This is a genomic window from Pseudoalteromonas sp. Cn5-37 (assembly GCF_021532495.1).
Classification (GTDB): domain Bacteria; phylum Pseudomonadota; class Gammaproteobacteria; order Enterobacterales; family Alteromonadaceae; genus Pseudoalteromonas; species Pseudoalteromonas simplex.
Map to the genome: position 1 here is coordinate 43,906 of NZ_JAKGBA010000017.1, position 13,093 is coordinate 56,998.

At 40.8% G+C, this 13,093-nt stretch carries 12 protein-coding genes; all 12 read left to right on the plus strand.

Going from position 1 to position 13,093, the window contains the following annotated elements; translation table 11 throughout:
* Positions 1–26 precede the first annotated feature (26 nt).
* Positions 27–494: a type VI secretion system lipoprotein TssJ gene (tssJ, locus tag L1266_RS16215; RefSeq protein WP_082389302.1), complete on the plus strand. Its 468-nt coding sequence runs from the start codon at positions 27–29 to the stop codon at positions 492–494.
* Positions 494–1,834: a type VI secretion system baseplate subunit TssK gene (gene tssK, locus L1266_RS16220; protein WP_054554076.1), complete on the plus strand. Its 1,341-nt coding sequence runs from the start codon at positions 494–496 to the stop codon at positions 1,832–1,834. The genes tssJ and tssK overlap by 1 nt, the downstream gene beginning before the upstream one ends.
* A gap of 11 nt (positions 1,835–1,845) precedes the next feature.
* A complete protein-coding gene (icmH, locus tag L1266_RS16225) occupies positions 1,846–2,568 on the plus strand; it encodes a type IVB secretion system protein IcmH/DotU (RefSeq protein ID WP_054554075.1) in 723 nt (240 codons plus the stop codon).
* Positions 2,569–2,576: 8 nt separating this feature from the next.
* Complete coding sequence (gene tssM, locus L1266_RS16230; RefSeq protein ID WP_235377916.1) at positions 2,577–6,293, plus strand: type VI secretion system membrane subunit TssM; 3,717 nt, start codon at positions 2,577–2,579, stop codon at positions 6,291–6,293.
* A gap of 8 nt (positions 6,294–6,301) precedes the next feature.
* Positions 6,302–7,294 carry a type VI secretion system-associated protein TagF gene (gene tagF / locus L1266_RS16235; protein WP_054554073.1) on the plus strand — a complete coding sequence of 331 codons (993 nt, stop codon included), beginning with the start codon at positions 6,302–6,304 and terminating at the stop codon, positions 7,292–7,294.
* The gene (locus L1266_RS16240; RefSeq protein WP_235377917.1) at positions 7,291–8,856 is read left to right on the plus strand and encodes a TssA family type VI secretion system protein; all 1,566 of its coding nucleotides are present in this window, start codon (positions 7,291–7,293) and stop codon (positions 8,854–8,856) included. The genes tagF and L1266_RS16240 overlap by 4 nt, the downstream gene beginning before the upstream one ends.
* 52 nt (positions 8,857–8,908) lie before the next feature.
* Positions 8,909–9,430, plus strand: coding sequence for a type VI secretion system contractile sheath small subunit (gene tssB, locus L1266_RS16245; RefSeq protein WP_054554071.1), 522 nt, complete (start codon positions 8,909–8,911; stop codon positions 9,428–9,430).
* A 10-nt stretch (positions 9,431–9,440) separates the two neighbouring features.
* Positions 9,441–10,967 (plus strand): type VI secretion system contractile sheath large subunit, encoded by a 1,527-nt coding sequence (gene tssC, locus L1266_RS16250; protein WP_054554070.1) that lies wholly within the window; start codon positions 9,441–9,443, stop codon positions 10,965–10,967.
* A gap of 137 nt (positions 10,968–11,104) precedes the next feature.
* Positions 11,105–11,419, plus strand: a complete 315-nt coding sequence (locus L1266_RS16255) for a hypothetical protein (protein ID WP_054554069.1) — start codon at positions 11,105–11,107, stop codon at positions 11,417–11,419.
* A 74-nt stretch (positions 11,420–11,493) separates the two neighbouring features.
* The gene (locus L1266_RS16260) at positions 11,494–11,940 is read left to right on the plus strand and encodes a hypothetical protein (protein ID WP_152967163.1); all 447 of its coding nucleotides are present in this window, start codon (positions 11,494–11,496) and stop codon (positions 11,938–11,940) included.
* Positions 11,941–12,133: 193 nt separating this feature from the next.
* Positions 12,134–12,619, plus strand: coding sequence for an Hcp family type VI secretion system effector (locus L1266_RS16265; protein WP_054554067.1), 486 nt, complete (start codon positions 12,134–12,136; stop codon positions 12,617–12,619).
* 54 nt (positions 12,620–12,673) lie between these two features.
* On the plus strand, positions 12,674–13,081 hold the full coding sequence (gene tssE / locus L1266_RS16270) for a type VI secretion system baseplate subunit TssE (protein ID WP_054554066.1): 408 nt from the start codon (positions 12,674–12,676) through the stop codon (positions 13,079–13,081).
* Positions 13,082–13,093: the final 12 nt, after the last annotated feature.

Here is a 13,093-nt window from a genome sequence, read left to right on the forward strand (position 1 = left end):
AATCTAATAAATCAATGGGGTTTTGAATGCGTTTTGCAATTAAAAAAGCAGTGCTAATTACTTTGTTTATGTCTTTAACAGCATGTATGAGCACAAATGTAGAGCTAGATATCACTGCGACAGATAATCTTAATTTGAACCAATTTGATGAAGCTCTGCCTGTGGTACTAAGAGTGTATCAACTTTCGGACATACAGAGTTTTAAAACGGCGACGTTTGAAGATTTGTGGAAATCAGATAAGTCAGTTTTATCAAATACGTTGATCACCGTAGAAGAAAAAACAATTAACCCCGCTGAGAAAACAAAAATAGAATTTGAACAAGCAGAAAATGCGCGTTTTGTTGCCATTGTAGCCCTTTTTAGAGATCGCCAAGGTGATAAATGGAAAACGTTTTATCCTCTCGGTGACGGGCCAGTTAAATTATCTACATCGTTAGATGTATTGATTACAAATAACGAAGTTCAATTACCAGATGAAGACGAGGCTGAGTAATGAACGTTAAAGGGCCAATGAAACCTGTATGGGCTGAAGGCGTGTTGCTAGCACAGCAGCATTTTCAGTTGTTTGATGACTACCATGAGCAAAATCAGATTGTTAGACAAGGCTTGATTTCGCCATTGGCCTTTGGTTTGCACCACCTTACTATTGATGAATCCGCTCTCGCTCGCGGTATTTTAAAAGTGATCAGCTTTAAAGCGATTCTTGAAAATGGACGTTTACTTGAGTTTGATCGTCAACATCACGAAGAACTAAAGCTTGAGTTAGCTGCCGATACAGATGAAGTCACTGTGTATCTAGCGATTGCAGCAAATAAAGTTGTGAGCGACATTGAAGGCTATGCAACTAGCGGTCAACTCAGTGCCTATCAAGCAGATTACATTGAGTTTAGTGATCACCACGATGCAGCAAGAAACCGTGAAGTGCTAATTGCACAACCTAATTATATTTTGCTGACAGATAACGATGTAAAAACGTATTTTGATACGCTTGCTTGTATCAAAATTATGCGTGCTGAAGACGGCTCGTTTAAAGTCAGCAAAGAGTTTGTGCCGCCATTATTAACGATACAGGCCTCGTTTTATTTAACCGAGTTGCTTAATAGAACGGCGAATTTGGTAAATGCAAAAGTGAACGTATTGCTTGGCCGTAGAAAGAACTTTGGTTCAGTTACTGATTTTGGACCTAACGAAATGAATAGCTTTTTGCTGTTAAATGCAATGGCACCATCTGCAAAACGTTTAGACCATTTAAAAAGTTTGCAACTTGTTCATCCAGAGCGATTATATTGCGAGCTTGTTGACTTAATTAGCTCTGTGTCGATGTTCGAGCACAGTGATTTAGTGAGTCAAATCCCGCCTTATCAGCATAAGCAATTGACTCATGTCTTTGGCACCCTAGATATTTTATTAAGTAAATTACTTGAAGGTGTTGTTCCTAAGAAAATGGCAGGTCTTAAACTTGAGAAAGTATCGAACGCCATTTATCAGGTTGCCACCATTGATTCAGCCATTTTTGATAATAACGACTTCTACTTGGCCGTTTACTTTGAATCTGAAGATACCAAGTGGATTGATACGTTTAGTGATCAGGTCAAAGTTGGCGCCACAGAAAAGCTCGAAATTATGATTGCATCGGCTCTTGCGGGCGTGCAGTTAACACATTGTCAGCGACCACCTAATAAACTAGCTATCAAAAGTGGCTATGAATACTTCCGTTTAGAGGCTCATGGTTTTATTTGGCAGCAAATTATTGAAGAGCAATCGCTTAGTTTATTTATTCCATTTGGCTTACAAGCGGCGCAAGTCGAAATCGTTACAGTGGCAAGAAATTAGGACGCAAGACAATGCAAGAAGCAAAAAACGAACTTGATTTAATCGCCTGTATTGCGCCAGTGATAAACGCGCTTGCGCCTTTAAAGTTAAAGCAATCGACAGATCTTGAACTAAACGATTTTCGAGAGCAGTTACTTACGAGTTTTGATGAGTTTGAACGTAATTGTTATACCCAGCAAGTAACAACCAGTGTTATGCAGGAAGTTAAGTTTGCCCTGACTGCAATGTGTGATGAATTTGTAATGAGCTCTGGCGCGCATTTTCGAATGGATTGGATGTCGAGACCCTTACAGCTTGAGTTTTTTGGTAATAATCGAGCGGGTGAAGAGTTTTTTGAGCGATTAGCAAAACTTCGTACCGGAGGTGAGCCAAAGTTTGCAGCATTAGAAGTGTATTACATTTGTTTGCAACTTGGCTTTGAGGGTATCTACAAAGTGAAAGGAATTGAGCAACTTAAAGCCTTAATTGTTGATGTTCGTGCGCAAATAGAAGATGTACGCGGTACTCCACGAGGGCAACTATCTGATAATGGCGCGCCACTTGAAGGGTTTGCAATGAAGGTAGGCCGAAACATTCCTTATTGGGTGATTTTATCAATTTGCTTGGCATCGATTGTTTCACTTTTTGCTGGTTTTCATTTTGTTATTAACAAGCAAGCAACTCAGAGCAGCCAACGTATAGATAATCAAGTAGAAGTACTTACGCAATTAAGTAAAACCAACGAGACTCGATAGGAAAAGTAATGCAAGGAAGAGTGAACAAAAGCGGCCTAGTGCACTTTTTACTGGGCTTAGTGTCATCAAGAGCAACAGGGCAGTTAATTGGCTTAATTGCTGTGCTCAGTATTATTTGGTTTGCTGGCCGAATCGTTGGTTTAGACACGACAGATAAAAAGCTTATCGCGATGGCTGCGGTAACAGCTGTTTTTATCGTTTTTATTTTTATCCGTTGGTTATGGACAAAGCGTTCGGGCGATAAGCTAGCCTCTGAACTTGCGAGCCATAATGCGGGTTCAAGTGCTGAACTTGATGAAATAAAAGAAAAGATGCAAGAAGCATTAAGCTCGTTAAAAGCTTCCCACCTTGGCGCAGGGTACCGTGGTAATACAGCTTTGTATGCACTACCTTGGTATATGATTATTGGTCCTTCAGCAACCGGTAAAAGTACATTATTTGCGAACTCTGGTTTGCATTTTCCATATTCAAACTCAAATGAATTACACATCCAAGGTTTTGGTGGCACGCGTAACTGTGATTGGTGGTTTTCAGACCAAGCAATTCTGATCGACACCGCAGGGCGTTACACAACAGAACAATCTGAAAACAAAGAGTGGTTATCTTTTTTAAGCTTGCTCAAAAAATATCGTCCTAAACTGCCTATTAATGGTGTGATGGTCGCGATTAGTGTTGCAGATGTTTTAACATCAGACAGTGAAGAAATTCGTCAACACGTAAAACTAGTTCGTGAGCGTATTGAAGAACTTATTACTCAACTTGGGGTGATCTTCCCAGTTTATATAACCTTTACCAAAACAGACTTGATCAGCGGCTTTGAGCCATTTTTTAATGACTTAACAGAAAAAGAACGTGAGCAAGTGTTTGGTGCTTATTTGCTAGATATTAGCGAAGATCAACAAAATGATCCGGCTGAAATGTTTGAAGTGCGCATGGAGGAGTTATACCAACGCCTTTGTGAGCAACGTTTGAGCAAGGTTGCTCGCGAACGTAATGAGCACCGTAAGCAGCTAATTTTAGATTTCCCGAATCAATTTAAGTCAGCATCAACAAAGTTGACTGAGTTTGTAAACTTGTTATTTAAAGCCAACCCGTATCAAGAGGTTCCATGGTTTGCTGGTGTATATTTTACCTCAGGCACGCAAGAGGGCACACCGATTGAACGTATTACGAATGGAGTAAGGGATCAATTTGGTGCTGTCGTTGTTGAGCAAAAACAAGAAAGCATTACGCAAAGCTACTTTATCAACCGTGTTTTTAATGATGTGATCTTCAAGTTGCAAGACCTAACTCGTGGTAACCGCAAAAAGCGCTTGGTTGGCCGCTGGTTAAAGGGTTTAACAGTGACTTCAGGTTTGGCAAGTATTGCCGCCGTGACAGCATTACTCATTACTTCTTATACCAGTAATCAGCTATTGTTGAATCAAGGTGAAGCCCGTGTCAAAGCGATTGTAGAAGCGAATGTAAATAAAGCAAAAGACGAGCAAAAACTTGCAGCCACGCTTGATTTATTTGAACACTATCAATCGCTTAATAATTATGAAGAGCAGTTGCCATGGTATTTCATTTTTGGCATTTATGAGGGTGACGAAACCCTAACTAGCGTTTCGCAGGTTTTGTTTAATCAATTAAATCAGTTGATCACTCTTCCTGCAGAAAAGCAAACACTTGCGCAGCTCAAAGAGTTTGAGGCTATTTGGTCAGCAGATGATGCCGATGCTCGCGCAGCAAGTCGTCAGGCATATTACGATGCTTTGAAATTACACCTAATGTTAAGTGCTCACCCTGAACACAAAGACGATGAGTTTGCCAAGCAGCAGTTACTTAGTTTTATTAGCCAGCACTTTAACATTGAGATTGATGCTCAAGCTGATTCACCGATCACCTCACAATTAAACGATTTAGTTGATTTATATTTAGCGAACATAAGCACAGATCTAGAGAACCCAGGTGAAATTTTATTTTGGCAAAATAATGAAACGGCTGTACTGAATGCAAGAAATAGCCTGAACACACAACCAGAAGCCGAACCTCTATATCAACAAATTATTAGTAGCTTTGCTGAGCGTAAAAAAGCCATTCAGCTTAAACAGTTTATGGCTGCGAAAAATCGCGATGTACTGAAAAGCAACTTTAGCATTCCTTATGTCTATACCAATGCCGGTTGGCAAGAGTATGTTTATCCAGAAATTAAACGTATTTCTCGACTGGTATTCTCTGGTGATTGGGTAATGGGCACAAGTAATGAAAGCGGTCAAAATGCGGTTGATGAAGCGCAAGCTGATGCACTGGCAAAAGCAATGCGTAGTTATTACTTTAAAGACTATGGCAATACATGGTTCGCGTTTTTGAACAGTATAAAAGTGCCTACTTTTAGAGATTTAAATGATGCCAGTATTAATTTTGCTCGCCTTTCGTCTACTGATGGACCACTCATTGATCTGATGACGTTGGTGAATGACAACATCGTTGTTGCAGATAAACCATCTGCGGTTAGTGCAAACAACGACAAAATAGCGACCATTCTTTCTGGTGCAACAGATACTGCGGCTAAAAAAGTGGCCAAAGGAAAGCTAGCAAAGCAAGTTGCAGAGCGCCCTGATTTTTCTCAAGTTAGTACTGTTAGAGCCCCTGAACTTGAAACGCGTTTTGCTGACTTGCGTCGCTTCTCGCAGCATGATGAAGATAAGCAGATGTCTGATTATATGAGTCAGTACATTAGTTCTTTGAGCAGCATTCACTCAGATATAAAAGCGATGGCTGCTAGCAATGAAGATGATGCGCAAGCAATGGTGTTTGTACAAGACTTATTGTCTGGAAATAGCCAAGATAATGCATTGCAATCGTCTTGGATCATTATAGAAAGCCAAACTCGAGCGCTAGACCCAGAAACAAAAGACACGCTTGACGTGCTATTTAAAGCCCCATTGCAGTCAGGTATTGCAAGTATCATGGCAAAAGCACGTAGCCAGTTAAATGAAGAGTGGGAAAACCAGGTTTATACCATGTATAGCAACAGCATTGCTGGCAAGTACCCATTCAATTTGACTGGCCCTGATGCTGCTATTGCCGATGTTTCTGAGTTCTTAAATAGTGAAACTGGGGTGCTTTGGAACTTTATTAATAGCCAACTTAAACCATTCATGAAAGTACGCCGAGGTGTATGGGAAGAAAAGCAATGGAACGGTGTGGGGATTGGTTTTAATCAAGAGCTATTAGACGGTTTAACAAAAGCAAATAAAGTAACACGCTCTTTATTCTTGAACGGCTCAGACGCGGCTGGTTTTAACTTCCAAATGATGCCTGTACCACAAAAAGGCATTCGCGAAACGTATTTAGGTTTCTCTGAGCAAGGTTATCGCTATAGAAATGAACCGGAAGAGTGGCGTAATTTCTCATGGCCAGGAAGAGGCGCAGCAGAAAAAGCTATTTTGTATGGTTTAGATAACGCCGGACGAAGAGTCACTATTGAGCAAGATGGTCCATGGGCTTTATTAAAAGTACTTAACGAAGCGAATGTGAAATGGATTAAGGGTACAGAGTTTCTTGCTACCTGGGAATTAGTTGATAAATCAGAGCAAAGTTTAACAGTCCAGTTCTCATTAAAGTCTGGTCGCAATAGCGGTATTTTTTCAAAGTACATGTTGACCTCTTTTGCATTGCCTAATTCGTTGTTTGCACCTAAGCCACAACTTGCGCAAGCAAGCAGAGCCTCGGTTCAATAGGGGCAGGTATGTTTAATTTGTTCACCAAGAAAAAGTCGCCAACGCTGGTTAAGCAGTTTACCTACGGGTACATGGGTAAAACACCTGTTAGGCCTGACTTTGTAAAGTTAAATATATCTTCTAGGGAATCAGTAGCACTAGACCATTGGTTGCAAGAAGGTTTCGCGCATATAAACCGTGGTGTTATTGGCGGTAAAACAACTGCATTAAATGGAGTTTCTTCGTTATTTTTTGTATCTGGTAACAGTGACGACAGCAGTTTGTTTGGTGTTTTACAGCCAAGCACTGATAGCAGTGGTCGTTTTTACCCGTTTAGTTCGTTTATTCATAGCGGACTTGAGACTTACAAACGTCACCCTGCTTTTCTATTTTTATATGCAAGCCATGTCATTGAGCATCTATTAGGGGTTAATCAGCGCATCGTTGAAGCACATTCAATTGATGCGATGGCTGAGCAAGCTAAATCGTATAGTAAAGTGGCCGATGCATTAAAGCAGCAGCCAAATCTAAATCAAGAGCTTGATAAATTACGCAGTATTCCGATGAGTGTGGTTTGGCAGCATTTAGGGATCAAAGACATTCATCACCGAGCTGTTTTAATTGAAGAGCTTTCAGCGGTATTAAAGTCGATTGCGAATAGAGGTTGCCTACGTACACAGTTTGGTATTCGACTACCTATGCCACACTTTAGTCACGAAAGTGCCCTGGTTGCAGGTTTTTGGCTACATTTAATTGCTTCGATCGTTGCCGATCATAATTGGCAACCTTGGTTCTTTTACCAGCTAGGAAATGAAAGTTCGCAACCGAGCCTAACGGTGTTTTGTCGCCCTGTGCCGGCATCTTATTTTGGTTCAGTGTGGCTTGCTGAGGATAAGTCAAAAGACATTATTGATTTAGTAAATCTCTCACTAGACAAAGTGCCGAGCGAATACAGCCTTAATTTTGCTGATATGGACAATGTGAGTGTTTACGATGCGCTCAGAAGGTGGTGCAAAGCATGAGTGTAGTTAATCCGCATACCCATAACAGCTGGGAGCTGTGGCTTGAAGAGCTTAGTAAGCCACTTTCGGGGCTTGCGTGTGGTGAAGATCTAAAATACGAAGAAACCTTTAAAGCACTTAAAGCTTCATCATCAGGTGTGGGCGAAGTTGATTTTAAAGTCATGTTTATTCAAGCCACTGACCTTTTGCAAAACCAAAGTAAAGATTTACGTTTAGTGAGCTACTTGTGCCTCGCGGCTACCAGTGAGTTTGGCGTGGTGGGTTTAACCCATTCTTTAAAACTGTTTAATCAACTATTAAGTCAGTTTAGTGAACAGATTCATCCTTTAAAAGCACGTATGCGTTGTGCGGTTAACACGTGGTTTTTACAGCAGCAAGAACGCTTAAAAGGAATCGCCCAAGCTCAATCATCGAGCCCTGAGCAATGGGCTGAATTAGAGACTGTGTTAGCTGAATATAATCAGGTTTCAGTGCCTGTACTTGATGCTGAATCAGGGCCTTTATCAACTCTGAATGAGTGGGTTAGAGAACAAGTAATTCGCAATCCTGTTGCTAAGCCAGAGCCAGAAGTTAAAGCAGAGCCTAAAGCAAAAGAGACGACCGTAGTTAGCGAGCCAACGACTGAGCCCATAGCGCTACAAGTTGTTCAGGCAAAACCAGTGACAACTGCACCTAAAGTGGCTGACATTGCCAGCGATAGTGCTTACCTAGCAGCAATTCGTGAGCTGCTTAATTTTGATAAAGAACAAAACAACATTGAACGGGTTTTAAAGCTCTCGCGTGCAGCACGTTGGTCTGGATTAGCGTTACCTGCCAATGAAAATGGCAAAACAAGACTGCCAGCGCCGCGTGCGGCTGCCTTCGCCCCCATTGAAAACGCACTGGCAACGGAACAAGCAGAGCAAGCATTGTTACTTGCTGAGGGTTTGTTTATGGAAGGTGCAATGCAGTTTAATTTGAATCTGCAAATGCTTACTTTGTCAGCGCTGAAACAGCTAAATAAAGCAAAATTAGTACAGTGGTTAGAGCAACAGCTAGTCTCTTTAGTCAGTCAATTTCCGTTATTAACCAATTTAAAATATGACGATGGTTCGGGGTTATGCAGCCCACAAAACAAAGAAGCGTTATTAGACATTGCCAATTCACATGCTTCGCAAAATGAAACAACTCAAGTGCAAGCAAATCCATTTGACGAGCATTACATAGCCTTAAGCGAGCAAGTTGCAAAAGGGCAGTTAAGTGCAGCACTTAGCTTGGTTGCACAATTAAGTACGCCAACTGGATTCGACCAAGCTCAAAGTCAATTGCTTAAAGCTAAGCTGCTACTTAAAGCAGAGCATTATGAGCACGCATTGGCAATTTTAACCGAATTACTCGAGCAAATTGAAACTTATCAATTAGCGAAGTGGCAACAACAGTTTTGCATGGAAGTATGGCGTTTCGCCAAGCAATGTTATGCCAATTTGTCTCAGACAGAGAGTGATGACATGAGTTTAGCTGCTAAGCAAATTAGTCAGCGAATGATGGTTACAAACCCGGCTCAAGCAATAGCCTGGGTGTAACACGCCTAATTGGAATTTAGTCGTTAGACAAACAAACTGCAAAGGAAGAAACATGACAGATACATTTCAAAAAGAGATCCCACGAGCTCGGATCAACATATCGTTAGAGCTTGATACTGATGGGGCATCACAAAAAAGCGAATTGCCTTTAAAAATGCTGGTTATTGGTGACTATTCTAATGGTCAGAATAGCCAAGAACTTGCTGAGCGCGAACGCGTGACGATCAATAAAAATAACATTGAGCAAGTGCTGAAAGATATCGCGCCAAAAGCGAACTTTCAGGTGGCAAATAAGATTAAAGGCGACGGTGATATCAATGTTAATTTGCAGTTTGATTCATTTAAATCGTTCGATCCAGAGCAGGTTGCTGCACAGGTGCCTGAATTAAACAAAATGATGGCAATGCGTAATTTATTACGTGACTTAAAATCAAACCTTCTTGATAACTCATCACTTAGAAAAGAGTTGGAACGTGTTTTACAAAACCAACCAGAACTTGATGAGCTAAAAGCCAAGCTAGATGAAATTGCACCGCTTGCTTCTGAAGATGAAAAACAACCTGTGACGGAATAAGGACGCCGCTATGTCAATGCAAGAACAATTAAATGTAGCTGCTCACACGGTAGAGCAAGCGCCATTATCAACTTATGAAAACCTATGTAGCATGGTTGATATTGCCCCTGTAGGCGATGAAATCAAACTAGATACATTTAGAGATGCAGGTAATCTAGCAGAAACACGTGCGAATGAGCGCCTTACTGCCGCTATTAATGTCTTTTTAGATATGGCAGGTATGAGTGGCGAAGAAGTAACACGCATCGATAAGCTATTGCTTGATGATTATATTGCAAAAGTAGACACCATTATTTCGCAGCAGTTGGATCAGATTTTACACCACCCTGATTTTCAGAAAGTAGAATCAGCGTGGCGTTCACTGCGTTATTTAATTAACCGCACGCCAAATAACGCGAATATCAAAATTGAAATGCTCGATGTTGATAAAGAAACATTGCGTGATGACTTTGAAGAAGCGCCAGATACCACACAATCAGCGTTATATAAGCATGTTTACACATCAGATTATGATACTCCTGGTGGCGAACCGGTATCGACTATGGTGTCTAACTTTGAGTTTGATTGCTCAGCGCCAGACGTTTCACTACTACAAGAAATCTCGCGCGTTTCGGCAGCGGCGCATTGTCCATTTATGGGCAGCGTAGGTCCTAAGTTTTTCTTAAAAGAGTCATTAGACGAAGTATCTAAAATTCAAGATATTGGCTCTTATATGGAGCGTGCTGAATTCTTACGCTGGAAAAACTTCCGCGAGTCAGAAGACTCTCGTTATATTGGTCTTGCTTTCCCTCGTTTCTTACTACGTTTACCGTATGGTGAAACAAACCCAATTCGTAACTTTAACTACCAAGAAGATGTGAACAGTCAGCACCACGAGCGCTATTTATGGGGTAATGCAACATTTGCATTTGCTGCCAACATTATTCGTAGCTTCCATGATAATGGCTGGTCTGTGAATATTCGTGGCCCGCAATCAGGTGGTAAAGTTGAAAATCTACCATTGCACTCATTTGAAGCAGGTAAAGGCTCTGAAACTAAAATCCCTACAGAAGTGCTTATCTCAGAGACCAAAGAGCTTGAGTTTGCTAACCAAGGCTTTATTCCTCTTAGCTATTACAAAAACTCTGACTTTGCGTGTTTCTTCTCGGCAAATAGTGCCCAGAAGCCGCAAGTACTTGAAACAGCTGAAGCAACTGCAAACGCCCGTATTAACTCGCGTTTACCTTATATCTTCTTAGTATCTCGTATTGCTCACTACTTAAAAGTATTGCAGCGTGAAAATATTGGTTCGAGCAAACCTCGTCATGAGCTAGAGCAGCAGTTAAACGATTGGCTAGGTGCGTTGGTAACGAAGATGAATAACCCAGATGAGTCGTTAATTGCAACACACCCGCTCAAAGACGCAAAAGTAACGGTATCTGAGATCCCAGGTAACCCAGGTTATTACCGCGTGAGCACTTACATTGTGCCGCACTTCCAAGTTGAAGGTATTGATGTTCGCCTTGCCCTTGTTGGGCAAATGCCTGGCGAAAAATGAACTGCCAAGCCGCCGATGAAACGGATTTAAGCAGGCTGTGTAAAGACGTCAATTTGGTGAGTAGGGATAATAAACTTAGTTAGGCATGCTTACTGATTAAGTTTTGCATGCTTAGCTTCGTGTAAAGGAGTATTAAAATGGATGACGAAAGAGTCCGTGCGGCTATCAATGCCTTTTATAAAGGGGCAGGTGTAAATAAGAAGTTTAATGGCCAAGTTAACGAAAATGTAGCAGCTGTATTTGGGGTTATGATTTCGGAAACTAAGAAGTGCTCAAAAGCACTTTCGTGGGTTCCTGAGCCACCAAATGCAAAAGCTAGCATTTCTTGGGTTGTTCGTAATTTTGCAAATAGTGTTTTAAATCAGTTAAAAGATGAATCATCTTTAACTTGCGCTAAAAGAGTTATTCAAATATGGGACCGCAAAATCCAAATGGCAGGCATGGGTCTATGAGATTATTAAGTAATTTAATTTTCGTTTGCACGTTAGTTGTGTTTTGTACTTCGGCACAAGGCAAAAGTAATTCAATGTTTAAAATTAACTTCGCTAGTTTAAACCTTGAAATACCGAAAGAGAGTATTTGTTCCGTTGAAGTTCATAATTTGACAATGGCAGCTATGACTTTATTTGTTAATCAGCAAGATGAATGCATGGAAGTTGGTATTACTTATCTACCTGAGAGTAATGTAAGTGGTGGACTTGCCAAAAAACTTGGATTAAAAAACTCAGATTTATTTAGACAAGTAAGTGCACATGAATTAACAGCTAAGCAACTTGAGACTTTTGAGCGTGTTTTTTCAATTTCATCTGATGCGAAGTTTTCATTTGTAGAACAAGCTAGCGTGAATTTATTTTTCATAGAAGACATAGATTCATTAACAGTTTACGTGTTCAAAAATGAAGAAGTTGTATCAATTTCTGGGCAAGTTTCTCGTCAATTTTTAGATGTGATGCTCAGTAACTTGGTCGATTAAAATGAAAAGTTAACCTATTTTTCATTCTATATGTTGATTAGGTGTAAAAGAATGGCCCCAAGTTGGTTGCAGCCAACTTGGGACATGTTCCCCAGTGGCATGAAGCATCGGGCTTTTTGGGGGGCATAAACAAGGTTGTTTATGCCTATGCCATTAAACAGGAAACAATTCATTCTAAAAGGAGAATAATGAAATGGCAATTCCAGCGTATATGTGGTTAAAGGATGACCAAGGTAATGACATCAAAGGTTCTGTAACTGTTGCAGAGCGTGAAGGTTCAATTGAGATCCTACACTTTGATCATGAACTTCGCATTCCTACAGATAACGACACTGGCGAATTAACAGGTACTCGTAAGCACGAACCTTTTGTTATTACAAAAGCGGTTGATGCAGCAACACCATACCTGTACAAAGCGTGCTCAAACGGTCAAACACTTAAGCAACTTGAGCTTAAATGGTACCGTATTGATGACACAGGGACCGAGCGTGAATATTTCTGCCACAAGTTGGAAGATGTAAAAATCACCTCAATTCTACCAACAATGCATAACGTAAAAGACTTAGACAAGGAGCGTTACCCGCACCTTGAAACAGTTAGCCTACGTTATAAGCGCATTACGTGGACTTACCTTGATGGCAACATCGAGTTCTCTGACTCTTGGACTGAAGGTCGATAAGTCAGCAAAATTAAAGGATATGCGAAAGCATATCCTTTTCTTAGAGGTAAGTTTATGGCGTTATTCGATTTTTTAACTCAACCAGTCACACGAAATGGTCATCAAGGTTTTCAAACTGATGAGCAAAACAGTGTCTGCAAACATCTAAATGAATTACTTAATGCGCGTCGTGGCGTGTTAAAACATTTGGCCGATTATGGGTTGCCTGATGTCGAAGATATCTACGAGGGCCTTCCGTATTCACAGCACACCTTGGCGTTTGAAGTTAAAAAATTGATAGAAAAATACGAGCCACGAGTTCGCTATGCCAATGTCATTCCAATGGAAATTCGTGAAGAAAATTGCGTGATTAGGCTTGATATACAAGCATTTTTAACCTCAGGACAATGTATCAAACTTAACACCCGATTTGAGTCGGGTGGTAAAGCCGATGTGGCAGAGCATGCCAAGCAGTTTGATTAATTCAGCGTAAAA

Bases quoted from the DNA above. Each gene is read 5' to 3' on its own strand.
- tssJ (WP_082389302.1), top strand. From the start codon at position 27: ATGCGTTTTGCAATTAAAAAAGCAGTGCTAATTACTTTGTTTATGTCT.
- tssK (WP_054554076.1), top strand. From the start codon at position 494: ATGAACGTTAAAGGGCCAATGAAACCTGTATGGGCTGAAGGCGTGTTG.
- icmH (WP_054554075.1), top strand. From the start codon at position 1,846: ATGCAAGAAGCAAAAAACGAACTTGATTTAATCGCCTGTATTGCGCCA.
- tssM (WP_235377916.1), top strand. From the start codon at position 2,577: ATGCAAGGAAGAGTGAACAAAAGCGGCCTAGTGCACTTTTTACTGGGC.
- tagF (WP_054554073.1), top strand. From the start codon at position 6,302: ATGTTTAATTTGTTCACCAAGAAAAAGTCGCCAACGCTGGTTAAGCAG.
- L1266_RS16240 (WP_235377917.1), top strand. From the start codon at position 7,291: ATGAGTGTAGTTAATCCGCATACCCATAACAGCTGGGAGCTGTGGCTT.
- tssB (WP_054554071.1), top strand. From the start codon at position 8,909: ATGACAGATACATTTCAAAAAGAGATCCCACGAGCTCGGATCAACATA.
- tssC (WP_054554070.1), top strand. From the start codon at position 9,441: ATGTCAATGCAAGAACAATTAAATGTAGCTGCTCACACGGTAGAGCAA.
- L1266_RS16255 (WP_054554069.1), top strand. From the start codon at position 11,105: ATGGATGACGAAAGAGTCCGTGCGGCTATCAATGCCTTTTATAAAGGG.
- L1266_RS16260 (WP_152967163.1), top strand. From the start codon at position 11,494: ATGTTTAAAATTAACTTCGCTAGTTTAAACCTTGAAATACCGAAAGAG.
- L1266_RS16265 (WP_054554067.1), top strand. From the start codon at position 12,134: ATGGCAATTCCAGCGTATATGTGGTTAAAGGATGACCAAGGTAATGAC.
- tssE (WP_054554066.1), top strand. From the start codon at position 12,674: ATGGCGTTATTCGATTTTTTAACTCAACCAGTCACACGAAATGGTCAT.